Raw genomic sequence first — 23,513 nt, 5'->3', positions numbered from 1 at the left:
CACCCGCCCTCCCGACCATGTCCCAACCGTCTGAGCCGACCTTGGCGGCCCTGCTCGCCGAACGCAGCGCGCGCCGCGGGGACTTTGTTCTGGCGAGCGGACGCCGCAGCACCCTGTACATCGACGCCCGCCTGACGACGATGAGTCCCGACGGCCTCGCGCTGATCGGGGCCCTGGGGCTGGCCGCGGTTCGCGCGCACTTCCCCGACGCGGATGCCGTTGGCGGCCTCACGCTGGGAGCCGATCCGGTCTCGTATGCGATCGCCCGCGAGAGTGCCGGCACCACGCGGCCCCTGCGCGCCTTTACGGTGCGCAAGGAAGCCAAGGCGCACGGCACGGGACGGCTCATCGAGGGGCCGTTTCGCGAGCGGGATCGCGTAGTCATCATCGAAGACGTGATCACCACCGGCGGCTCGGCACTCAAGGCCATCGAGGCCCTTCGCGCGGCCGGGGCACAGGTCCTCGGTGTCCTGGCCGTGGTCGACCGTGAGGAGGGTGGGCACGAGGCCATCGCGGCCGCCGGATGTCCCGTGGTCAGCCTGGCGCGTGCGGCTGAGGTGGTCGCGCACCTTCCCCCGGCCTGACGCACGGACTGCGACGTCGGTTCACCAACGGGTCGAAGCTCGCCCAGGCGTGTCGGTAGGGCACCACGAGGTCGTCGCTCAGGCGCTGCAACATGCCGCGCGCGTCGTAGCGATCGCGGAACTGTTGCGCCGTGAGCCCCAGGGCGTGGCGCAGGTGGCGCCCGAAGCTCTGGGCGGAGGAATAATCCATTTGCGAGGCGACGCGTGAGATGGAGAGCCCCGGGTTTTCGAACCAGTGGGCCGCGAAGACCAGGCGGGCGTAGGTGAGCAGGCGCCGCGGGGGCGGGAGCGCCGCGCGGAAGAAGCGGCTCATCATGGTACTGGGCAGCACCTGCAGGGCATCGGCGAGGTCACTCACCCCCCCGGGGCGCGCGGCCCGCTCGAAGAGCACTTCGGCAAACCGTCGCATGCCGGGACGGGCCGCCGGCATCTCGCCGAGGAGGTGCGCCACGGCGAGATGCTGCAGGTCGGTGGACCGCTCGCGGGCGAGCAGGCTGCGGAGCTCGCGCCAACCGGTGGGCTCCCGCACGTCGACCAACGTGCGAATGCCGCACTGGCCCAGCGTGAGGACCGCCCGCGCCGTGCCGCGATCCACCTGCGAGAGCAGCGCCACCGTGGGCACCTGCGGAAACTCCCGCACCACGCGGGCCACCCGGGAAATATCCGGCACCTCGCGACAGAAGGCTGTCGACACCACGACCGCTCGCGCCCGGCAGAGCCGCAAGTCACGCAGGACATCGTCCACGGACGAGCGATGGGTCGTGGCAAACACGCCGCTGCCGGCCGCATCCACCCGCATCTGCTCGTCCGGGGTCAACATCGTCGTGATCGCTGCCAGCGGCTGGGCTCTCCTCCACTCGGTCATCGCGCGGCTCTCCGGGTGACGCGTCGACCGCATCATGCGCGGCAGCGTCAGGCCGCCGTCATGGTGCACACCCGTCACCCCCCGCATCCGGTGACCAACAACACACCCGGGGCTACCCACCGTCCCGCTATATTCCCCGGTGTCAGGCGGGTAGTGGCTGGACGGTCGCGGGGGTAACACCTCGAGGAAAGTCCGGGCTCCATTGGGCAGGTCGCCAGGTAACACCTGGACGCGTCACGTAAGTGGCGCGATGGAAAGTGCCACAGAAAACAGACCGCCCGTTGCGCTGCAAGGCGTGCGGGTAAGGGTGAAACGGCGGGGTAAGAGCCCACCGCAATCCTGGCAACAGGGTTGGCACGGCAAACCCCGGCCGGAGCAAGGCCAAGTAGGCGGCGAGAGCGCCCAACTCGACAAAGACGCCGCGGGTAGGCTGCTGGAGGGCGTGAGCGATCACGCTCCAAGAGAAATGACCGTTACGGTTTCCCGCGAGGGATTCCGACAGAACCCGGCTTATAGGCCAGTGCCCGTCCTGACACCCCCGTTCCACCGCAGCTGGTCGCATCGCCGTTGGCTCGGCAGGATGGCCATCACCCTGGCGCTCGCGTGCCGGCCTGCGCCCGTACCCGCGCCAGTCGTGCCAGAATCGGCTCCACTGCCCCCAGTCGAGGTTCCGAGGGTCCCTGCACCCTTCGTGGTCCCGGAGCCCTCCACGGCCCCCCTGCAGCTCGAAGTGCGCACCCTGGTGATCTCCTCGGACAGTGTCCGGCGCGATAGCACGAACACCGTGGCGACCACCCTGCTCACGCACGACGCGCGCGGTCTCGGAGTCCGCGTGGCGCGCAACGACTCCCTCGGACGCCTCGATTCCCTGCCCCCCATCGCGGTCGATCGTTCCGGCCGGTGGAACCCTGCTCGCCTCACCCTGCCATGTCGCGACCTTGGGCTGCTGCCGTCGCCGCTCGTCGTCCGACTCCTGCAACCACGCAGTGCCAGCACCTGGCCCCAGCGGGATTCCCTGCAGTTACTCGCTGTGCACTCGCGGATCGCCCCGCACGGTGACTTCCGTGATCTCCTGGCAGTCGCCGGTGCCCGGCGCGGATCGGTCCACCTACGAGCAGGTCGTTGAGCTCACGGCCCACATCCAGGGCGACTCCACCCGCGCATTTCCCATGCGCACGTCCGGCGACCTGCGGGGCGAGGCTCGCCTGCAGGTCACCGGAAACGACGGGCAGCTCGTGGAGTCGCGCGGGTCCTTCACGATCAACCTCATGGCCTCCGCCAACACCATGTCGCAGCGCGTGGCGCAGGTCGTGTCGTTCGTGGCGACCCGCCTGCCCTAGTCGACCAACCGCAGCGGCATCACGAGACAGAGGTACTTGGCCGATTCCTTCCAGCCCTCCGGCTCCATCGTGGTCGCGCGCTCCGGATGCTTGAACGTGAGGCGAATCTCCTCCGTCGGCATGTACCGCAGCACTTCCAGCAGGTAGAGGCCGTTGAACCCGATGTCCATCGGGTCGCCCGTGTACTTCACCGGAATCTCGTCCTGCCCTTCCCCCAGGTCCGGCGTCTGGACGGAGAATTTCAGCAGCGCGGTGTTGAACGACAGCTTCACGCGATGCGTCTGATCCGACGCGACCACCGACATACGCTTGAGCGCCGAGATCAACTCGGCCTTCTCGATGATCGCGACCCGGTCGTTGTCCTTGGGGATGACCGACTCGTACGGCGGATACGGTCCCTCGATGAGGCGTGTGTAGACCGAGACAAAGGGCGAGCGGAACGCGATGTGGTTTTCCCCACGACCGACTTCCACCTCCTCGTCCGTCGGGAACAGCTTGCGGACCTGCTCCAGGGCCTTCGGCGGGATGATGAACTCTGCCTTGCTTCCCCCTTCGTAGGCGAGCTCCATCTTGGCCAGGCGATGTCCGTTGGTCGCGACCATCCGGAGCGTGTCTTCGCGCACTTCCCACAACACGCCGTTGAGGATCGGTCGGCTCTCCTCGGTGGAAACCGCGAAGGCCGTGTGGGAAATCAACTGCTGGAGTTCACCGGATCGCAGTCGCCACGCTGACTTGAAGTCCACCGTTGGAAATGCCGGGAAGTCGTCCTTGGGCAATCCGAGCAGCTTGAACTTGGACTTTCCGCATTCGACGACGATCCGCTGCTCACCCACGGCAGCGAGCTTCACCGGGCTGGGCGGGAGTTCGCGAACGATCTCACTCAGCTTTCGCGCCGGCACCGTAATCCCACCCGGAGCCTCCACATCCGCGGCAACCTCCATCGACACGCTGATGTCGAGGTCGGTACCGGAGATCCGGAGCCCACGGTCGGTGGTCTCAAGGAGGAGGTTGCCGAGGACCGGAAGCGTGGTCTTCGCCGGCACGGCGGCCGAAACGGCCACCAGGGCTTCCTGGAGCTTCTCCCGGCTGATGGTCAGGCGCATGTCTGAAAGGGTGGTGAGAGGGCGGTCCTGCGAGAAGTCCCCCTGGTCCAGCGTTCTACTCTGTTCTTAGAAGAGATAAGAAACAGGGTATTAGTGATAGGGGCTGTGGAAATGTGGAAGTGACCTCACCTAAGACGTGAGGGCACGCTTCGCAGACTCCAAGCGCTGCAAGAAGATAGCATCGGTCGCAATCTGCTCGGCGGCGCGTTCGAGACTGTGGATGACTGTGGAATGATCCCGGTTTCCGAACACGACCCCGATCTCCACCAGGTGCATGGCCAGTAGTTCTCGACAGAGGTGCATGGCGGCTTGTCGAGGAATCGTGAGGGTCTTGGTCCGAGATTTGGAGCGCAGGGCCTCCGCAGTGACTCCCCATTCGCGGGCTACGGCGCCCTGGATGCGCTCCGCGGTAATCGCCGGCACCTCCTCGAGGCCACCGGCAATGGAGCGGCGCAACTTGTCGCGCAAGGCTTCCTGGGCGAGGGCGAGGGTGATGTCCCGGCGCTTGAGGGAGGCATAGGCCAGCAAGCGGATGACGGCGCTCTCCAGTTCACGCACGCTGGACCGGATGTGCTCGGCGAGAAAGCGAATGACATCGTCGGAAATCTGCCGCTGCAACTGGTCCAGCTCGGCCTTCTTGCGCAGGATGGCAATGCGCAGCTCGAGGTCCGGAAACTCGATGTCGGCGACCATTCCCCACTGAAAACGGGAGACGAGCCGTGCTTCGACATTGCCGAGGTCATCCGGGGAGCGATCTGAAGTGAGGATGATCTGTCGACCAGCCTCGTAGATGGCGTTGAATGTGTGGAAAAACTCCTCCTGCGTTGCCTCCTTTCCTTTGAGGCTGTGCACGTCATCGACGAGGAGGAGATCGGTCTCGCGAAATCGTCGACGGAAGTCCGGCATGGAGTTGGAGCGCAGGGCTTGGACGTACTCGTTGGTGAACTGCTCGGCGCTCAGGTAAACGATGCGGAGGTCGGGGGTGCGCTTGAGGATTTCCTGCGCCACAGCCTGCATGAGGTGGGTTTTTCCCACACCCGTCGCCCCATAGAGGAAGAGCGGGTTGAACATCTGCCCTGGCGCATTGGCTACAGCGAGAGCGGCGGCGGCTGCCACCTCGTTGCTCTTGCCGACGACGAAGTGATCGAAGGTGTAGCGAGTACTGAGGAGTGGCCTCGGGACGGGCTGCGCCGGAATGGAGGCGGGCCCCTTAGGCTGTGAGAAGAGATCGATTTGGCCGGTGCGGGCCTGTCGTTCTTCGTCGGCGCGGAAAACGATTTGGCACGGTTCGCCGAGGGCGATGGGTGCGAACCCGTTGAGGAGTGCGGCGTGCTTTTTTTCGTTCCAGTCGACGGCGAATTGGTCGGCCACCTTTACGACCAGCTTGCCATCGCTAAAGCGTTCTGGCACGGCTGGTTCCAGCCATGTTCGGAACGTCTGTTCCGTCAGTTTATCCTTCGCGACGCGCAGGAGGCGATCCCATGCTTCGGAAGGAGTGAGGGGCATGCAGCGGTCTGTGGAAAATTGGGGGAGGCAACGTAGACCCGAGGTGTTGACAAGTCAATTCTCGCGAATGCGAGCAAGAGCTAAGTGGTTGACAGTCAAGGGTTAAGGGCCTATTGTACGCCTTCTTTTGCCGGATCGCAGGTCGATCGTTCTGGAGAGGTTTTGAATGGGCAAGCCAACTTATCGCCCGCGCAACAAGCGCCGGGTTCGCACCCACGGTTTTCGGGCCCGCATGGCCACCCGTTGGGGGCGCGCGGTCTTGAGCCGCCGTCGCAAGAAGGGGCGCAAGAGTCTCACAGTGAAGTTGCCGTCCAAGTACGCGGCGGCGTGATCCTTGATGTATCCGAGAGCGGCGCGGATCACGCGTCGCCAGGACATTGATCGGATTCGGAAAGAGGGAAGAACTCTGAAGACGAGCAGCCTCGTCCTTCGCGTGAGTTCTTCCCCTTTTGCTTTCCTGCGGGTGGGTCTCGTGGTGCCGAAGTACGGACAGACGGCGGTCCGACGCAACCTCCTCAAGCGGCGGTTGCGTGAGGTGGTCCGCCGGGAGTGGTTGTCCGGGCCAGGCAATCGCGATGTAGTGATCTGGGCCCTCCCGCCCGCATATCGCATGACCCTGGAGGACCTCACCACGACACTTCGCCGACTGGCGGGGCGTATGGGTGAGCGAGGAGCTGCAACCTGAATGCGCACCGTGTTCATGGCCGTGGTACGGGGCTACCAGCTGTTCCTGGGTCCGCTCCTGCCCGCGTCGTGTCGGTACTTCCCGTCGTGCTCCAACTACGCCCTCGAGGCGCTGGAAAAGCACGGACCGTGGCGTGGCGGGTGGTTGGCCCTCAAACGTATCGGCCGGTGCCATCCGTTTCGGCCCGGCGGATTCGATCCGGTTCCTTGACCCCTCGTGGCTGGCATGGATAGACGTACCGTACTCGCAATCCTCCTCATCATCGGCGTGGTGTTCGCGACGCCGGTGTTGTTCCCTGGCAAGCCACGGGTAGCCCCGCCGCCGGCCGTTGTCTCCACTGACCAGGCTGCGGCGACACCAAGCGGCCAGGCGGCGACACCGGGACCGTCTCCATCGACCACGCCGGCCATCGCGCGAGCCGTGGAGGATTCGACGGCGACGGTGGCGATGGCCGCGCCGCCGCGTGACGTCACCGTCTCGGATTCGCTCTCCCAGACCGTCTTGACCACGGCCGGTGGCGCGCTGCGTTCGGTGACGCTCCGGACGTACGAGGCGCTCGACAAGTCGGACCGCAAGGTCACGCTCACCACCGGCAGTTCACCACTCCTGTCCTACCGCTGGTTTTCGGGCCAGGATACGGTGCGCCTCGGCGACCATGTGCTCGCGGTCGCCGAAGCCGGTGGCCAAACGACCTTCAGCGGGACCCTGGGCGCGACGGGTCCGACGGTGGAGATCCGGTACACGCCGGTGCGCGACTCGCTGCGGGTGCGCGTGGAAGGGTCCGTCCTTGGTGCCGGTGGCGCGAGTGCCGGCGGCTTCCTCCTGATCGACCTGCCCTCGACGTTCCAATCCTTCGAGGCGGACTCCAATAGCGATCACACGGCGCTGGCCTATGCCGTCAAGTCGGGCTCGCGCAATGCCGAGGGGGTGCCGTTCGGCTCGCTGGATCCGGGTGAGCGCAAGATCATCGAGGGGCCGGTAACCTGGGCCGTCGCCAAGAACAAGTATTTCATGCTGGGCCTGCTGGCCGATTCTGGCAACACGCAGTTTGGCGAGGCCCAGATCACGGGAGGGGCCCGTATCTCCCGAACAGCCACCGTCGCCCACGGCACGGTCATCGCCCAGCTGGGGACCACGGGCCGCTTCGCCTTCGAGCTCTACACGGGCCCGCAGCAATACCAGCGGCTCCTCAGTCTCGGTCGGGACTTCGAGAACTCCAACCCGTACGGCGGCTTCATGCAGGGCGTCGTGCAGCCGTTCGCGACGATCGTCATGCGCGTCCTGCTGTGGATGAAGGCGACCCTCGGCTGGGGATACGGCTGGTTGCTCGTGCTGTTCGGCGTGATGGTTCGCCTCTTGATGTGGCCGCTCAACCAGGGTGCGATGCGCACGACCATCAAGATGCAGCGCATCCAGCCGGAGCTGAACGCGCTGCAGCAGAAGTACAAGGGGGACCCGGCCAAGCTCCAGACCGAGATGATGCGGATCTACAAGGAGCACGACATGAGCCCCTTCAGCGCGTTTGCGGGGTGCCTGCCGATCCTGCTCCCGATGCCGATCCTGTTCGCCCTGTTCTTCGTCTTCCAGAACACGATCGAGTTCCGTGGGGTCCCGTTCCTGTGGCTGACCGATATCTCGCTCAAGGACCCCTTCTACATCGTTCCCCTGCTCATGGGCGTGTCGATGTTCGTCTTGTCGTGGATCGGCCTGCGTAACTCGCCGCCCAACCCGCAGGCCAAGATGATGGCCTACGTGATGCCGGTGATGATGACGGTGCTCTTTGCCAACTGGGCGTCCGGGCTCAACCTCTATTACGCGGTGCAGAACATCGCCGCCCTTCCGCAGCAATGGCTGATTGCCAACGAGCGAGGGAAGGCCGCGAAGGCCAAGGGGTAGCGACGGGGCGGGGCAGGGAGCGAACCGGGTGAGATTGTGAGTTGGTAAAGGAGCGCACCACCGTGCTGCAGATCCGCGACGATACCATTGCCGCTATCAGCACGGCCCCGGGTCGCGCCGCGGTGGCTGTGGTGCGGATCAGTGGGTCGGCGGCGCACGAGATCGCGCGCCGCTGCTGCTCACGATGGCCGGAGCGGCCGCGCGAAACGATCCTCGTCCGGATCGCGCATCCCGTTGATGGTGCCCCGATCGACGATGCCCTGGTGACGCGGTTCGATGCGCCGCGCTCCTATACGGGCGAGTCGATGGTGGAGATCACCTGCCACGGGGGGTCCATCGCGCCGCGCGCGGTGCTCGAGCTGCTGATGGCCGGGGGGGCTCGATGCGCCGAACCGGGAGAGTTCACCCGTCGCGCTGTCCTCAACGGCAAGATGGATCTGGTTCAGGCCGAGGCGGTGCAGGAGCTCGTCGACGCGCGCACGACGACGCATCAGGCACTGTCGCTCGCCCAGGTGCATGGCGGGCTGTCGCGTCACCTGGCAGAGTTGCGCCGCGCGCTCGTGCATCTCGACGCGCTGCTGGCGTACGATGTGGACTTTCCCGAGGAAGACGACGGGCCGATCGATCGGGAGCGCATCGGTACCGCGGCGCAGGAGCTGGAGCAGCGCCTCGCCGCGCTGGCCGCGACGGCGCCGCTGGCCGAGGTGGCCCGGGATGGCGCGTTGGTGGTCATTGCCGGCGCCCCAAACGCCGGGAAGTCGTCGCTCTTCAACGCCCTGCTGGGCGAGGAGCGCGCCATCGTCACCGAGATTCCAGGCACGACACGCGATGCTGTTGAGGTGAGGATCGACCGCACCCCCTGGCCGATCCGCCTCGTGGATACGGCCGGGCTGCGCGCGACCGGGGACCGGCTGGAACAACTCGGGATCGAGGTCAGCGAGCGGCACATCCGAGCGGCGCATCTCGTCCTGGCCTGTGGGGACACCCCGGCCGCTCTTGCGGCCACGTGCGAGGCGGTGGCCACGCTCACCCGCGCGCCGGTTGTTGCGGTCCACACTAAAGGTGACTTGCAACCGACGCCAACCCCAGGCGCCATCGTCGTCGCGGCGACGGAGCGCCTCGGCCTCGACGGGTTGATGACGGCCATCGACGCGGTGTTGCGGCGCGAGGTGGGCGAGCTCCCCGTGGATGGCGTGGTCCTGACGCGATCACGACAGCGCCTGGCCATCAACGAGGCACGAGAGGAGGTCGCAGCCTTTCGGGACGCCTGGGAACACGGGCAGCTCCCGGCGACGATCGCGGCGGTACACCTGCGGGCGGCCGCGCAGCACCTGGATGAGTTGGTCGGGCGCGTCGACGTGGAGGACGTGCTCGACGAGTTGTTTCGGAGCTTTTGCGTGGGGAAGTAACGAACCGGCGCGCGTCTTCAGGCGGTCGCGGCGGCCGCTCCGGCGGCCAGGATTTCCTCTGCACTGGCGCGGATGCACCAGGCCATGCCGTGACGCTCCACGGCCGCCTCGATCATGCGCGTCCCGAGGAAGTAGCCTGCGCGTTCCGGGATCACGAGCCGATCGATGGTCCGCGTTTCCTCGGAGGTACCTCCCAGGAGGTAGCGGAGCCGAAGGCCGAGGGCGCGCGAATCGAGCGCCGGGTTGATGGCGCGCATGATCGCCGACTCGAGCTCACGCACCCGCGCGTATTGGCGGCGACCGTATCCGTAATACTCCCAGGCCGCATGTCCCGGGCTGACGAGGCGCGAGGTGGTGACGGCGAGCCCTTCGTTGACCAGGAGCTCACGGAGGGAGGCGCGTCGCCCGGTTTCCCAGTAGGAGTAGTAGCCGTCGAAGTCGTCGACGAGGCCGCGCATTTCGCTGCGGCTGCCTGGCGACGTGTACCGCAGGACGTGGGCGATCTCGTGGGCGAGCCAGAGGGGAATCAGCTCGGGGTCGAGACCGAGGCCCTGTGTTTCCGGGTTGGCGACGCCGGTGAAGTGCTCGAGGCAGATGAAAGCGGTCCCGCGACCGGCGACGACGAGTTCACCGGCATTGGCGCCCCCGACGCCCACCATGAGCACGACGTCGAACTCCACGTCGTTCCCTAACAGTTCGTCACATCTCGCCACGGCCTGCTGGGCGAGGGCAACGACGTCGGTGCGCTCGAGCATGGCGCGCAGGTCCGAGCGATCGGCGTGCGTGGTCATGCGCACGACGTCGAGGAAGTGCTCGCTGTCGGGATCGAAGACGTAGTTGTTCCAGTAGGCCGAGAGGCGCGCGCGGTGGGCCTCGAAGTACTGCTGGTACGCGGCGACACGATCAGCACTGTTCAGGACGGCGAAGAAGTCCGGAATCAGGTTGATCAGCATTCGTGAGGGCGTCGGCGTCGCGTGGGCAGTCAGGAACGGGGCGGAATGTACAGCCCCACGTGAGAGCGAACAAGACGCGCATTCCATCGCGATGTGCGCGCGTGCAGAGCAAGCAAGGTGGAGGGCGGCACGCGGCGCGGCAAGCGCGACGTGCCCGTGCGACGGTTGTTCAGCGCGTGCCGAAGAGTCGGTCGCCGGCGTCGCCGAGCCCGGGGAGGATGTATCCGTTCTCGTTCAGCTCGCGGTCGAGTGCGGCGCAGAAGATGGGCACGTCGGGATGTGCGGCGCTGACGCGACGGACCCCCTCAGGTGCCGCAACAAGACACAGCAGGCGGATGCGCGACGCCCCAACGCGCTTGAGGGAGGCGATCGCTGAGACCGCGCTTCCGCCGGTGGCGAGCATCGGGTCGAGCACAAAGAAGTCGCGCTCCGTCGCATCGGCGGGGACCTTGAAGTAGTAGTCGACGGGCTCGAGCGTATCGTGGTCGCGGTAGAGCCCGATGTGCCCGACGCGGGCGGAGGGGACGAGGCGCAGGATTCCCTCGACCATCCCCAACCCAGCGCGCAGGATCGGCACGAGGGTGAGCTTCTTGCCAGCGACCTGCCATCCGTGAGCGCGCTCCAGTGGCGTCTCCACCACACACGGGGACAGCGGGAGATCCGCGGTGGCTTCGTAGGCCATGAGCATCGCGATCTCGTCGACCAGTTCCTTGAAGGCCTTGGTCGAGGTGCCGCGATCACGCAACATCGTGATCTTGTGCTTGACGAGCGGATGCTGCACGACGGTAAGTCCCGGCAGCGCAGGCACGCCCTGGTCGTCGCGCGGATGGGTGGTGTCCATGCTTGCGAAGGTACTATCTTCGCGGCGATCAGCAACCAAGGAGCCGAACGCCGTGGAGATCACATTTGCCGGCGCTGCGCGTGAAGTGACGGGATCCTGTCACCTGGTGCACACCGGTGGGCGAACGATCGCATTGGATATGGGCCTCTTCCAGGGGAAGCGCTCCGAGGCGAACGAGAAGAACCGGGAGTTGCCGATCGATCCGGATGCGCTCGACGCGATCGTGCTGTCCCACGCGCACATCGATCACGCCGGCCGGCTTCCATATATGGTGGCCAAGGGGTACCGGAAGAACATCTGGTGTACACCGGCCACGGCGGACCTCAGCGCGCACATGCTGACGGACTCGGCGCACATCCAGGAAAAGGATGCAGCGTTCCTCGAGCGCCGCGGCAAGCCGCATGCGGAACCGCTGTACACCATCCGGGACGCGTCGCGCACCCTGGAACACATGATTGGCCTTCCCATCGGGACGTCGATGGAGATCCTGCCCGGGGTTCGGCTGACGTTTCACGAGGCGGGGCACATCCTCGGCAGTGCCTCGGTGGTGCTCGAGTGCGAGGAAGGGAGTCGCACGACACGTTTGGTGTTCTCGGGCGATGTGGGGCGGGCCGGACTCCCCATCATCCGGGATCCCGCGCCGCCGCGTGGCGGCGCCGATGTGCTGATCATGGAGAGCACCTACGGCAACCGGGACCATCCCACGGTTGAGGACGCCAAGTCGCAACTTGCCCAGATCGTGACGGACACCGCGGGGCGCGGCGGGAAGGTGTTGATCCCTGCGTTCGCGGTCGGACGCACGCAGGAGATCCTGTACGAGCTGCATGAGCTGGCGCGTGCGGGGCGGATTCCCGAGATCCCCATCTTCATCGATTCGCCGCTGGCGATCAGCGCGACCTCGGTATTCGAGCAGCATCCGGACCTGTTCGACCGGGCGGAAGACCTGGTCCGCCACACGGATACGCTGTTTCGGTTTGACCTCGTGCGCTACACGCGCGAAGCGTCGGAATCCAAGGCGTTGAACGCCACCCGTGGGCCGATGATCGTGATTGCTGCCTCGGGGATGGCGGAGTCCGGGCGGATCCTGCACCACCTGATGCATGGCGCCAGTGATCCTCGCAACACGATCCTGATCGTCGGGTTCCAGGGGGAGCACACCCTGGGGCGTCGGATCGTGGAGCGGCAGCCGGTGCTGAAGATCTTTGGTGAGGAGGTGCCGCTGCATGCCACGGTGGCCGTGGTGAACGGGTACAGCGCGCATGGGGACCGGACTGAGCTGCGGGCGTGGGCACATGCCGTGCGGGGAGACGGGCCGGCCCCGCGCCAAACGTTCCTGGTGCACGGTGAACGGGAGGCGCAGGACGCCTTTGCCACGACCCTGCGCGGTGATGGTTTTGCGGTGACGGTGCCCTCGCGAGGAGATCGGGCGGCGGTGTAGGGAGGCAACGCGTGGCGTCCATGTGGGACACCCGGGCATATTTGGCGAGTGAAGAGAATGCTCTGGCGCCTCATCTCCCGACTGCTGTTCGTGGTGGTCGTGGTCTGGCTGGGGAGCGTGACGTGTGTCGTGTTGTGGGGGCGGCGCGATTCGGCCGGGGCGGCCGACGCCATCGTCGTGCTTGGTGCGGCGCAATACGTCGGCCGGCCATCCCCGGTGCTGCGCTCCCGCCTCGATCACGCCCATGACCTGTGGCGGCGCGACCAGGGGCGGCGTGTCATCCTCACCGGGGGACGAGGTGACGGTGACACCACCAGCGAGGCCGAAGTGGGGCGGGTCTACCTGCGGCGCAAGGGCATTCCGGCCGACCAGATGTTGCTCGAGACGACGGGGCGGAGCACGGAGGAGTCGCTCGACGCCGTGGCGGTGTTGATGCGGGATGAAGGGCTGTCGCGGGTCATTCTCGTGAGTGATCCCTTTCACATGTTCCGCTTGCAGGTATTGAGCTGGCGCCGTGACCTGGACGTGCAATGTTCCCCCACGCGCACGAGCCCGATTGCCCGAAGCCGCACCGAGACGGCCATCCACGTGCTGAGTGAGTCGGTGAAGGTCATCGGTTCCCTGGTGCCGGTTCGCTGGCGCCTGTGGCCCGGCTGATGGGTCGTTCGCTTGTGGCGTGGTGCGTCCTCGTGTTGGCCGGCCTCGCCAGTGCCGCCGCAGGCGCGCAGGAGCGTGCCGGTCCGGTGGTGTTCCTGCAGCCCGGGATGCTGACCGGCGACTTTCTCTCGGCGCCCGCCACGGAGCCGTCGACGACCGGCTTCAACATGCGGGCGATGGCGACCATTCCCAGCCGCACGCGGTGGTTGACGCTGTACCTGGGGGCGAGCGTGACTCCCTATGGCACGACGGGCGCGTCACGGCGCAACACCAACACACCGATGCTGTTCATCGGCAACCTGTTCCCTGTCGTGGGAACGAACCGCACCGCGGGCTGGTTGACCGTGGACGTGCCGGTCGTGCTCACCTACACCTTTGGCGGCGGCGGGGACCGCAACGGGCGCGTGTATGGCAAGGATGTCGCGGTGGAGGTATTGAGCACGATTCCGGTGGGCCCGAAGCTGCTTTCCGGATTTGGAGGTCCCCTTGCGCGCCTGCGGGTGTACGGTGTCTTCCACCAGTCCCTCACCCCGAACCTCGCCCTCGACGGCACGCGAGATCGGTTCAATCCCCTGGCCTTCTACGGCCTGTCCCTTCCGTTCGGGACGGGTGGCGATTCCCCCTGATACCTCCCGTGACCCCTGCACCCCACACGCACACGCTCGCCAACGGCTTGCGTGTCACCCTCGTCGAGGACAACACGACCCCGGTGGTGGCCGTGAATCTCTGGTATCACGTCGGGAGCGCCAACGAGCGACCGGGTCGCACCGGGTTTGCGCACCTGTTCGAGCATATGCTCTTCCAGGGGTCGGAACATGTGGCGGCCAACGAGCACTTTGAGCTTGTGCAACGTTCTGGCGGCACGCTCAATGGGTCGACCTGGCTGGAGCGCACGAACTACTACGAGACCGTGCCCGCGCACCAGCTGGCGCTGGCCCTGTGGCTGGAAGCCGATCGGATGGGACGCCTCCTGCCAGGGCTCACGCAGGAGAAGCTGGATACGCAGCGTGAGGTGGTGAAGAACGAACGCCGCTGGTCGGTGGACAACCAACCCTACGGGACCTGGTGGGAGAAGCTGCCCGCGCTGGCCTTTCCGGGTGAACATCCGTTCCATCACTCGTTGATCGGGTCGTTCGAGGACCTGGATGCAGCGTCCTTGGACGATGTGCGCGAGTTCTTTGCGACCTGGTACGCGCCCGACAACGCCGTCCTCACCATCGTCGGCGATGTGGAGCCGGAGGCGGCCCTCGCCCTGGTGGAGACCTACTTCGGTGGGATCCCGCGTGGCCGGGCGCGCCCCGCGCTGGGCGACCTTTCGGTGCCGGAGCGGTTTGAGGGGTGGCGACGCCAGGTCGTACCCGATGAGGTCATGGCCTCACGGCTGTTCCTCGCGTTCCGCTCTCCGCCGTTTGGGGCCGTCGACGCCGACGTCGCCACGATCGTGGCCGCCGTCCTCGGGAATGGCAAGGGGAGCCGACTCCAACAGCAGCTCGTCCGGGGTCGCCAGGTGGCGACCAGCGCCGCCGCCTTCACCTTTGACTTGAGTCGCGGGCGCGACCTCCTGGTCCTGGATGTGACGGCGCGACCCGAAACGTCGGCCGACATCCTGGAGGCGGAGGTAGCCAGTGTGGTGGACGACTTCCGACGCACCGGGGCGACCCCCGCCGAGGTGGAACGGGCGATCGCGTTGAGCACCACCGAGTTCGTCACCTCCATGCAGTCGGCGCAGTCGCGCGCCGACCGGATCTCCCAATACATGACCTATCGTGGGAATGCAGCGGAATTGGCTGCGTGGTCCGATCGGCTCGCCGCGGTCACCACCGAGCAGGTCAACCGTTGGGCTGCGGCGTGGCTTGGCGAGGACAATCGTGCCTCACTACTCTACGTGCCGAAGGCCACCGTGGAGGACCACACATGAGGGCGCCGCCACGTCCCGGACCGGGGGCGCCACGCCCGTATCACTTTCCGGCCACGGAGTCGCACCTGCTGGCCAACGGGCTGCGCGTGCTGGTCGCGCCCCTGCATCGCCTGCCCGCTGCCACGGTGTTGCTCCTCACGCCTGCTGGTGGCGAGGTCGAAGGGGCCGATGCAGCGGGTCTCGCCGCGCTCACCGCGCCGGCGCTGCTGGAGGGGACCAGCCAGCGGGATACCAATGCCCAGGCGGCGGCCTTTGAGCAGCTGGGGGGCGAGGTGTTCAGTGCGGTGGCATGGACGCACGCCGACTGTGGCACCACGGTGATGTCGTCCCGGCTGGATGCCACGCTCGGGCTGCTGGCCGAGACGGTGATGGAACCCGCGTTGCCGAGTGCTGGCGTGGCCCGCCTCCGGGACGAGCGGCAGGCGGAACTGCTGCAGCAGCAAGCCGAGCCGCGCGGGCTTGCCGATGACCTCCTGCTGGCCTCGTGTTTTGATGCTGGAGATCGGTTGTCTCGCCCGCTGGGAGGGGACATGGCGCGGGTGGCGGCTTGTACCGACGCGATGGTGCGCGACTTCCACCGGAGCCGGTATGTGCCGCGCGGCAGTGTGCTGATCGTGGCGGGGGACGTGAAGGCCGACGCGGTGGTGCGGCGTGCGGAGGCCACGTTTGGGACCTGGGAGGATCGCACGTTGCCGCCGCACGAGGGGCGGTCGCGGGCCGCGCTGCCGGCGCGGGTGCGGGTGCTGCACCGGCCGGACGCTCCGCAGAGCGAGTTGCGCGTGGGGCATGCGAGCGTGGCGCGCACGCACCCGGACTTTCACGCGTTGGCCGTCATGAACGCGATCCTCGGCGGGTTGTTCAACTCGCGCATCAACCTTAACCTGCGGGAGCGCCATGCCTACACCTATGGCGCCTTCAGCAGTTTTGACTGGCGACGGGATGCGAGCATCTTCTCGGCCTCGACGGCCGTCCAGAGCGAGGTGACCGGTCCGGCCCTGCGCGAGATGCTCCACGAAATCACGCGGATCCGCGAGGCACCAGTCGCTGCCGATGAGTTGTCCCTGGCCGTCGACTACCTCACGGGGGTCTTTCCCCTGCGGTTCGAAACGACCGCAGCCATCGCCGATGCCCTCGCCATGCGCATCGGCTTCGGGTTGGAACCGTCGTACTACGACACCTATCGCGAGCGCGTGCGGGCCGTGGATGCCGCTGCGGTGCTCCGGGTGGCGCAGGAGCACCTGCATCCAGACCGCCTGCAGGTGGTCGTGGTCGGTGATGCCGGTGTCGTGGAGCCAGCTCTCGGTGAGTTGTCACTCGGGGCCATCGAGCGCGTGAGCGCGGGAGGGTAGGGATGTCCGCACGGATCGACACCCGCCGCGCCTATTCCGGGCGCATCATCAATGTGGACCTGGATCGCGTGCGTTTTCCCGATGGGAGCGAAGGCGAACTGGAGATGGTGCGCCACCCTGGGGCGTCGGCCGTCGTCCCGTTTGTCTCCGACCCGACGGGCTCCGATCCCCAGGTGCTCCTCATCAAGCAGTACAGATACGCGTCGGAACAGTTCATGTACGAGATCCCGGCCGGCCGGCTGGATCCGGGTGAGGACCCGGCCACCTGCGCCAAGCGGGAGTTGCGCGAGGAAACCGGGTGCCACGCCGAGCATGTTGAGCTGCTCACGACCATCTACACGACCCCGGGATTCACCGACGAACGGATTCACCTGTTCATGGCCACCGGCCTCACCCACGGCGATACCGACCGTGAGCTGGACGAGTTCATTGAAGTGGAGACGCTGCCCATCTCCCGATGTCTGGCCATGATCCAGTCGGGGGAGATTTCCGACGGCAAGACCATCATTGCCCTCATGTACGCCGCGGGTTTTCGACTCGGCCAGGCGGGCTGAGCGGCAACAGAGCCACCCGACGAGTGTAGAGTGGGCGGGCCAAGCTCCGGTCGATGTGCGCAGGTCACAGCGGGGTGGGGGAGTTTGCCGTACACGTGTCCACTTTTTGGGGCCCGCCGAGACCGGAGTGTCCGCAATTCCGGACATGGCGCCGTGGTTGGAGCCAGATGGCGGAACCCGTAAGTCGATCTGAGCAAACCGTTTACGGCCATATGGCGTACCAAGGGTTGGGGAGGCATGGCACCTGCCTTTCCATGTTCCCGAGGACGGCGCCACTCCTGAACTCAGTGGATCGGATGCCGAACCGTAGCCCAGGACCGGAGAGAGATCCCATGACGAACCTTGCCCACAAGACCGCTGCGGTACCGGTGGCCGGTGGCCTGACGGTCAGGGAACAGTTGCGCCGCGAGGACGACGCGGGGGTGGTGACCGCCTTCCTGAACGGCGAGGAGCGCGCGTTCGAAGAGCTGGTGGATCGCTACCAAACGCGGCTGCTCAACTTCATTTACCGCACGATCGGCGACCGCGAGCGTGGAGAAGACCTCGTGCAGGAAGTGTTCATCCGGGTCTACCGCCACCTGCACCGGTTTGACCGGTCCAAGAAGTTCTCCACCTGGATCTACACGATCGCGTCGAACCTGGCCAAGAACGAGCTGCGCAATCGGTCGCGTAATCCGCTTGTGCTCTTCCAGACGATCCGGAAGACCTGGCAGGACGACGATCGCCCGCTGCAGTTCGAGGACCCGAACGGCCGTCCGGACGACTTGTTCCGGAAGCGCCACCTGCGGGAGCTGGTGGAGGCGTCGGTGGAGCGGCTCCCGGAGCACCACCGGGAAGTGTTCATCCTGCGCGAGCTGGAAGGGAAGTCGTACGAGGAGATCGCCGAGATCACGGACTGCAATCTCGGGACAGTGAAGTCCCGGCTGAATCGGGCGCGAAACGCCTTCGCCTCGATCATCGGGCCGGCGCTGGGATAGGCCCTCGGCGGGGCACCAGTTCGGGAGGGGGGTGAGAGTTGCGACTCTCGCCCCCCTTGCCATTTTGCCCGGTTGGGACGTTCTGTTCCGCGCGCTCCCTTCGTCCCACGGAACCTCAGCGGTCTCCGTGGGTTACGAGACGGCGAGCCTTCCCCGAGCAACGCCCGCCGATGGACTGCCGGACCTTCCGCAAGAAGCACCTCGCCTTTGTCGACGACACCCTGCCCGGGGTCGACGTGGTTGGTATGCAACTGCATTTGGCCGAGTGTACGGAGTGCGAAGTGTGGGATCAGCGCATCCGGCGTAGCCTGCTTGTCGTGCGAAACCACCTGGGTGCCATCGAGCCTTCGGCGAACTTCCGCACCAGGCTCGACGCGCGGCTCGCTCGGGAGAAGGCCGCCCTTTCTGCCCCGCCGGCCCTGTTCGGGTCGCGTCGGCACGTGCCGGTGTGGTCACTGGCGATCGGCGTGATGGTGATTGGTGCGACGGCGGTGGCACTGGACCGCGCGCCCGCGCCTCCGCGCGACCTGGTGCGGATTCCCGAGGCCGTTGTCGTTGGGCCCCAGGGAGCGACGATGTCGCAGCTCCCCGTCGCAACCGATGCGCAGCCCGCGTTCATTGCGACGATGTCGTCGGGAATGGCGATCCTCCCGGCGTTGATGCTGCTCGACGAAGCGCCCGCCCTTCGGGCGGCGGCTGACGAGTTCGCTGCGACCAGCGCTCGCACGGCATCGTTTTCGCCGCCGGAGCGCTGACGCCGGGTGATCCGGCGCTCGCCTGTCGGCGCGGTGCACGTGGGCAGGGCTATATTGCCCGCTCCCTATGGAAGCCAAGGCAGTACGAGCCCTTCGCACGGCGATCGAGCAGCGGACGTTTGAGCCGGTGTACTACATCTCCGGCGAGGACGAATTCCGGAAGGATGCGCTGGTGCGTTCGCTGGTGGACGCGCTGGTGGATGCGCCCATGCGCGACTTCAACCTCGACATCTTTCGCGGGGGGGACGTGGAGCCGGAGCGCGTCGAGTCGTTGCTCAATACGCCGCCCATGATGGCGGATCGGCGCGCCGTGGTGATCCGGGACACCGGGTCGCTCAAGAAGGACGCGCGGGCAACGATCGATCGGTACCTCAAGCGGCCCTCGCCGGATGCGGTCCTGGTGCTTGTCTCGCTGGCGGGAGGCAAGGAAGACAAGGGGTTTGCGGCCGCGACGCAGGTGCCGGTGGAGCCGCTGGGCGCCGATGCACTGCCCGAGTGGCTCGTGGCCCACGCGGCGTCTGCGCATGGCGCCACCCTCGAGCTGGCGGCGGCGCAGCAGCTGCTGCAGGTCGTTGGTGCGGACACCGCCCAGCTTGTGGGCGAGGTCGACAAGCTCGTCAGTTTTGCGCACGGACGTGCCATCACCGCGCCCGACGTGCTGGAGGTGGTGGGCCAGCGGGAGGGTGAGGACTCGACGGCGCTCCTCGACCTGGTTGCCGCCCGTGATGTGGCCGGGGCGCTGGCCCTCGTGGGACCGGTGCTGTCGCAACCGCGGGTGACTGCGGTCAGCCTGATCATGGCGCTCACGGTGCAAACCTTGGCGCTGCGCTGGGGTCGTGCGGCGCGGGAGCGCGGGATGCCGGCGCACCAACTCGAGCGCGAGTACTTCACGTTGCTCAAGGAAACCGGGGCCTTTCCCATGCGCCCGTGGGGCGACGCGGTCAAGTGTTGGTCCAAACACCTGGGCCGGTGGCCGGCGCGGGACCTGGAGCAGGCGGTCCGCGCATTGCAGCATGCGGACCACGCCGCCAAGGACAGCCGCGTGTCGTCGGACGAACAACTTCTCTCCACCTTGATCTGTGCCATGTGTGTCTCCGAGGCTCATGCTGCGGCTTAACGTCAATCGCGAGCGTGCCCTGGTGAAGGCCGGGGCCGTGGGCCGTGTCCTGCTCGTTGCGCTGGCGCTTGTGCTTAGCCCTGCGCGGTCGTCGGCCCAGGACACACGCGACTCCCTGGTGACACGCGTGCAACAACTCGTGAATGCCGGGAACCGGGACGGCGCCAGGGCGCTGGCGGATTCCGCGCTGGTGATCCGCACGCCCGGGACCAACGCGCATGCCGAGGCGTTGTTTGCCCGTGCGCTCGCGACCAGCGATGCGGCGGCGGCCGAGCGGGACTATGCGCGGCTGGCGATCGAATACCCGTTTTCGGCACGCGCGGAGGACGCCACCCTGATGGTGGCGCAATTCCGGCAGTCCCGCGGGGATCGCGCGGGGGCGCGCGTGCAATACGAGCGTCTCGCGATGGATTTTCCCGGTAGCACCATGTCGGCGCGCCACAACTACTGGGCGGGACGCCTGGCGCTCGACGATGGCGACCTGGCGAAGGGATGCCGCTACCTCGGTGTGGCGGTGGACCGGGTGCCCAAGGACGACGTGGAGCTGCGCAACCAGGTGAACTACCTGCGGGTGCGCTGTGAAACAGCGGGCGGCGAGGCGCCCCCGTCGCCCCCGCCAGCGGACACGGCACGCGTGGCCCCCCCACCGGCACCCGAGCCGGCGCCGGAAGTGGCTCCGAAGAGCCAAACGGAATACAGCGTGCAGGTCGCCGCGTACGGGCGCAAGCGGGACGCCGATGCGGCGGCGGCGCGGCTCAAGGCCCGCGGCTTCCAGGTGCGGGTAGTTGGGACGAAGGCGCCATATCGCGTGCGCGTCGGGCGGTATGCCACCCGGGCGGATGCGGTCGCGGCGCAGGGGCGCATGAAGCGCCAATCGCGCGTCAACGGGATCGTGGTGGAAGCCGAACCGCGATGAGTCGTGAGGGCACCCCCCTGATGCAGCAGTACCGGGACATCAAGGCGCGTCACCAGGACGCGATCCTGTTGTTCCGGATGGGGGACTTCTACGAGATGTTCCACGATGACGCCGAGGTGGCGTCGCGCGTGCTGGGCCTCACGCTCACGAGCCGGAACAACGGCGGGGCGAGTGACGTCCCGCTGGCGGGTGTCCCCGTGAAGGCGGTGAACGATTACCTGCGTCGCCTCGTGCAACACGGGTATCGCGTGGCGATCTGCGAGCAGGTGGAAGACCCGAAACTCGCGAAGGGGATCGTGCGCCGCGAGGTGGTGGAGACGATCACCCCGGGCGCCGCCTTCAACGATGACCTGCTGGACGGCGGGCGCAACAACTTCCTGTGCGCGTTGCATCAGGCGGGCGACCAGTTCGGTATTGCCGCGGCGGACCTGTCGACGGGAGCGTTTCACCTGGTGTTGTCGAGCGCCGGGGACGCGGACGCTGCGGTGGCGCGCTTTGCCCCGCGGGAGGTGCTCGTGCCCCGAGGGGCGTCCCCGCTGGGGCCGGGAAGCCCGGTGCGCACCGCGGCGACGGCCCTGATCACCGAACGCGATGCCTGGGAGTTCGATGGCGGGCTCTCCCGCGAGGAGTTGACGCGGCATTTCGCCTTGCATGGCCTCGATGGTCTCGGGATCGGGGCCGATGCCGAGGTGGCCGTGGGCGCCGGGGGCGCCCTGCTGCGCTACCTGCGTGAGCTGCAGCCGGCTGGCATTCCGCAGTTGGCTCGCCCGGTGCTCGAGCGTCCCGGTGGGGTGCTGCCGCTAGACGAGATGACGCGGCGCAACCTGGAGTTGGTCGAGTCGTTGCGTGGTGAGCCGGACCAGCCCAACGGGCGCGGGGCCGCCGAACGGTCGGGCACGCTGTTCGGCGTGCTCGATCGCACGCGCACGGCGATGGGCGCGCGGTTGCTGCGCCACTGGCTGCTCGCTCCGCTGACTGACCGGTCCGCCATCCTCGAGCGGCTCGACGCCGTGGAGGCGCTGGTCACGCGGCCAGTGGAGCGGACCCAGCTGCGCGAGGCGATGGACGGGGTCCGGGACATCGAGCGCCTCGCGGGGAAGGTGGCGGCGGCGCGGGCGACCCCACGCGAGCTGGGCGCCCTGGGAGACTCGTTAGGCCGATTGCCCGAGGTGGTCGAGGCCGTGCGCGCCGTGGGCGCTGGGGGCTGGTTGGCGGACGTCGTGGCCACGTGGGACGCCGCCGTGGACGTCGCCGGGCCGATCCAGCGCACCCTGGCCGAGCGACCACCGGCCGCCATTGGTGAGGGCGAGACGATCGCGGCCGGCGTGGACGCCGCGCTGGACGAGTTGCGCACGATCCGTGACGGCGGGAAGGACGCGATCGCACAGATCCAGTCCTTCGAGCGCGACCGCACGGGGATCGCGAGCCTCAAGGTGGGATACAACCGCGTCTTCGGGTATTTCATTGAGATCAGCAACGCCAACAAGCACCTCGTCCCCGAGGATTACCAGCGTCGGCAGACCCTGACCGGCGGGGAACGGTACGTGACGCCGGCCCTCAAGGAATACGAGGAGAAGGTGCTCACCGCGAGCGAGCGGATCGAGAGCCGTGAGCGTGAGTTGTTCGAGGCGTTGCGGGCGACCACGGGGCGGGAGATTCGACGATTGCAGGCCATCGCCGATCGGCTGGCGCGGCTCGACGTGCTGTCCACCTTTGGGGAGGTGGCGGCCACCGAGCGGTACGTGCGTCCCGAGGTGACCGAGGGCTTCGACCTCGAGATCGTCGGCGGGCGCCATCCCGTGGTGGAGCGGATGATGCCGCGGGATCGCTTCATCCCCAACGACGTCACCCTCACAGACGAGGCGCGGCTCATTGTCCTGACCGGCCCGAACATGGCGGGCAAGTCCACCATCCTGCGGCAGATCGGGCTGGTCCAGCTGATGGCGCAGGTCGGGTGTTTTGTGCCCGCGACGCGCGCACGGCTGGGGATCGTCGATCGGCTGTTCACCCGAGTTGGTGCGAGCGACAACCTGGTCCGCGGCCAATCCACGTTCATGGTGGAGATGGCCGAGACGAGCGCGATCCTGCATACCGCCACGCGACGGTCGCTCGTGCTGTTGGACGAGATCGGGCGCGGCACCTCGACGTACGACGGCGTCTCGATTGCGTGGGCGGTGAGCGAGCACCTGCATGACCAGGTGGGGTGCAAGACGGTGTTTGCCACGCACTATCACGAGTTGACGCAGCTGGCCGACGAGTTGTCCGCGCTGCGCAACTGGAACGTCGCGGTGCGCGAGGTGGGGGACCAGGTGTTGTTCCTCCATCGGCTGCAGCCCGGGGGAGCGGACCGGTCCTACGGGATCGAGGTAGGGCGCCTCGCGGGGCTTCCGCCGGCCGTGATCGCGCGCGCGCGCGAGGTCCTCAAGTCCCTCGAGGGAGAACAGTTGGCCGCCGCGCTGGAAGTGGGTGGGGCGAGGCATCGAGCGGTGCATCGCGCTCCGCCGCCGTCGCAACTGACCCTGTTTACGGTCGAGCCGCACCCCGTGGTGCTGCGCCTGCGGGCCCTCGATCCCAACGGCATCACCCCCCTGGAGGCCCTCCGCCTTCTGGACGAGCTGGCCCGGCACGCCCACGAGACCTGACGCCTTAC

General features: G+C 67.1%; 24 protein-coding genes and 1 other RNA gene. 20 read left to right on the top strand and 5 right to left on the bottom strand.

The window, feature by feature from the left end; genetic code table 11:
• Positions 1-17: 17 nt before the first annotated feature.
• Entirely contained in the window at positions 18-584 is a 567-nt protein-coding gene (gene pyrE, locus IPK85_06530) for an orotate phosphoribosyltransferase (protein ID MBK8247037.1), read from the top strand.
• On the opposite strand, the gene IPK85_06525 is transcribed toward pyrE, so the two are convergent.
• Positions 535-1,527: a hypothetical protein gene (locus tag IPK85_06525; protein ID MBK8247036.1), complete on the bottom strand. Its 993-nt coding sequence runs from the start codon at positions 1,525-1,527 to the stop codon at positions 535-537. The two genes, pyrE and IPK85_06525, sit on opposite strands and share 50 nt — an antisense overlap.
• A gap of 71 nt (positions 1,528-1,598) precedes the next feature.
• Here IPK85_06525 and rnpB point away from each other — a divergent pair.
• From rnpB to IPK85_06510, 3 genes are all read left to right on the top strand, one after another.
• Positions 1,599-1,978: RNase P RNA component class A (gene rnpB / locus IPK85_06520), an RNA gene on the top strand.
• Positions 1,979-2,140: 162 nt separating this feature from the next.
• Positions 2,141-2,575 (top strand): hypothetical protein, encoded by a 435-nt coding sequence (locus tag IPK85_06515; protein MBK8247035.1) that lies wholly within the window; start codon positions 2,141-2,143, stop codon positions 2,573-2,575.
• 43 nt (positions 2,576-2,618) lie between these two features.
• Positions 2,619-2,789: a hypothetical protein gene (locus tag IPK85_06510; protein ID MBK8247034.1), complete on the top strand. Its 171-nt coding sequence runs from the start codon at positions 2,619-2,621 to the stop codon at positions 2,787-2,789.
• On the opposite strand, the gene dnaN is transcribed toward IPK85_06510, so the two are convergent.
• On the bottom strand, positions 2,786-3,892 hold the full coding sequence (gene dnaN / locus IPK85_06505) for a DNA polymerase III subunit beta (GenBank protein MBK8247033.1): 1,107 nt from the start codon (positions 3,890-3,892) through the stop codon (positions 2,786-2,788). The two genes, IPK85_06510 and dnaN, sit on opposite strands and share 4 nt — an antisense overlap.
• A 129-nt stretch (positions 3,893-4,021) precedes the next feature.
• Positions 4,022-5,398: a chromosomal replication initiator protein DnaA gene (dnaA, locus tag IPK85_06500; protein ID MBK8247032.1), complete on the bottom strand. Its 1,377-nt coding sequence runs from the start codon at positions 5,396-5,398 to the stop codon at positions 4,022-4,024.
• 166 nt (positions 5,399-5,564) lie between these two features.
• On the opposite strand from dnaA, the gene rpmH reads away from it, so the two are divergent.
• From rpmH to mnmE, 5 genes are all read left to right on the top strand, one after another.
• Positions 5,565-5,729, top strand: a complete 165-nt coding sequence (gene rpmH / locus IPK85_06495; protein MBK8247031.1) for a 50S ribosomal protein L34 — start codon at positions 5,565-5,567, stop codon at positions 5,727-5,729.
• A 3-nt stretch (positions 5,730-5,732) separates the two neighbouring features.
• Entirely contained in the window at positions 5,733-6,083 is a 351-nt protein-coding gene (gene rnpA / locus IPK85_06490) for a ribonuclease P protein component (GenBank protein ID MBK8247030.1), read from the top strand.
• Positions 6,084-6,293 (top strand): membrane protein insertion efficiency factor YidD, encoded by a 210-nt coding sequence (gene yidD / locus IPK85_06485; protein ID MBK8247029.1) that lies wholly within the window; start codon positions 6,084-6,086, stop codon positions 6,291-6,293.
• A gap of 15 nt (positions 6,294-6,308) precedes the next feature.
• A complete protein-coding gene (gene yidC, locus IPK85_06480) occupies positions 6,309-7,979 on the top strand; it encodes a membrane protein insertase YidC (GenBank protein ID MBK8247028.1) in 1,671 nt (556 codons plus the stop codon).
• A 62-nt stretch (positions 7,980-8,041) separates the two neighbouring features.
• Entirely contained in the window at positions 8,042-9,388 is a 1,347-nt protein-coding gene (gene mnmE, locus IPK85_06475; GenBank protein ID MBK8247027.1) for a tRNA uridine-5-carboxymethylaminomethyl(34) synthesis GTPase MnmE, read from the top strand.
• 17 nt (positions 9,389-9,405) lie between these two features.
• Here mnmE and IPK85_06470 read toward each other — a convergent pair whose 3' ends face one another.
• Together IPK85_06470 and upp are read right to left on the bottom strand one after the other, a co-directional pair.
• A complete protein-coding gene (locus IPK85_06470) occupies positions 9,406-10,341 on the bottom strand; it encodes a hypothetical protein (protein ID MBK8247026.1) in 936 nt (311 codons plus the stop codon).
• A gap of 169 nt (positions 10,342-10,510) precedes the next feature.
• Positions 10,511-11,182, bottom strand: coding sequence for a uracil phosphoribosyltransferase (gene upp / locus IPK85_06465; GenBank protein ID MBK8247025.1), 672 nt, complete (start codon positions 11,180-11,182; stop codon positions 10,511-10,513).
• A gap of 52 nt (positions 11,183-11,234) precedes the next feature.
• Between upp and IPK85_06460 the strand changes: the two genes are divergently transcribed.
• From IPK85_06460 to mutS, 11 genes are all read left to right on the top strand, one after another.
• Entirely contained in the window at positions 11,235-12,620 is a 1,386-nt protein-coding gene (locus IPK85_06460) for an MBL fold metallo-hydrolase (GenBank protein ID MBK8247024.1), read from the top strand.
• Between the two features lie 57 nt (positions 12,621-12,677).
• Positions 12,678-13,277, top strand: a complete 600-nt coding sequence (locus IPK85_06455; GenBank protein ID MBK8247023.1) for a YdcF family protein — start codon at positions 12,678-12,680, stop codon at positions 13,275-13,277.
• Positions 13,277-13,903 (top strand): hypothetical protein, encoded by a 627-nt coding sequence (locus IPK85_06450; protein ID MBK8247022.1) that lies wholly within the window; start codon positions 13,277-13,279, stop codon positions 13,901-13,903. The genes IPK85_06455 and IPK85_06450 overlap by 1 nt, the downstream gene beginning before the upstream one ends.
• An 8-nt stretch (positions 13,904-13,911) precedes the next feature.
• Positions 13,912-15,195 (top strand): insulinase family protein, encoded by a 1,284-nt coding sequence (locus IPK85_06445; protein ID MBK8247021.1) that lies wholly within the window; start codon positions 13,912-13,914, stop codon positions 15,193-15,195.
• Positions 15,192-16,544 carry an insulinase family protein gene (locus IPK85_06440; GenBank protein MBK8247020.1) on the top strand — a complete coding sequence of 451 codons (1,353 nt, stop codon included), beginning with the start codon at positions 15,192-15,194 and terminating at the stop codon, positions 16,542-16,544. Before IPK85_06445 ends, IPK85_06440 begins: the two co-directional genes overlap by 4 nt.
• A 2-nt stretch (positions 16,545-16,546) precedes the next feature.
• The gene (locus IPK85_06435) at positions 16,547-17,098 is read left to right on the top strand and encodes an NUDIX hydrolase (protein MBK8247019.1); all 552 of its coding nucleotides are present in this window, start codon (positions 16,547-16,549) and stop codon (positions 17,096-17,098) included.
• 332 nt (positions 17,099-17,430) lie between these two features.
• Positions 17,431-18,075: a sigma-70 family RNA polymerase sigma factor gene (locus IPK85_06430; protein MBK8247018.1), complete on the top strand. Its 645-nt coding sequence runs from the start codon at positions 17,431-17,433 to the stop codon at positions 18,073-18,075.
• A gap of 170 nt (positions 18,076-18,245) precedes the next feature.
• Complete coding sequence (locus IPK85_06425) at positions 18,246-18,830, top strand: zf-HC2 domain-containing protein (GenBank protein ID MBK8247017.1); 585 nt, start codon at positions 18,246-18,248, stop codon at positions 18,828-18,830.
• Between the two features lie 67 nt (positions 18,831-18,897).
• Positions 18,898-19,947 carry a DNA polymerase III subunit delta gene (gene holA / locus IPK85_06420; protein MBK8247016.1) on the top strand — a complete coding sequence of 350 codons (1,050 nt, stop codon included), beginning with the start codon at positions 18,898-18,900 and terminating at the stop codon, positions 19,945-19,947.
• Positions 19,934-20,863 carry an SPOR domain-containing protein gene (locus IPK85_06415; GenBank protein ID MBK8247015.1) on the top strand — a complete coding sequence of 310 codons (930 nt, stop codon included), beginning with the start codon at positions 19,934-19,936 and terminating at the stop codon, positions 20,861-20,863. Before holA ends, IPK85_06415 begins: the two co-directional genes overlap by 14 nt.
• Positions 20,860-23,505 (top strand): DNA mismatch repair protein MutS, encoded by a 2,646-nt coding sequence (gene mutS, locus IPK85_06410; GenBank protein MBK8247014.1) that lies wholly within the window; start codon positions 20,860-20,862, stop codon positions 23,503-23,505. The genes IPK85_06415 and mutS overlap by 4 nt, the downstream gene beginning before the upstream one ends.
• Positions 23,506-23,513: the final 8 nt, after the last annotated feature.

It is taken from the genome of Gemmatimonadota bacterium (assembly GCA_016712265.1).
Taxonomy (GTDB): Bacteria; Gemmatimonadota; Gemmatimonadetes; order Gemmatimonadales; family Gemmatimonadaceae; genus RBC101.
This window is presented reverse-complemented; position numbering and strand designations above follow the sequence as displayed.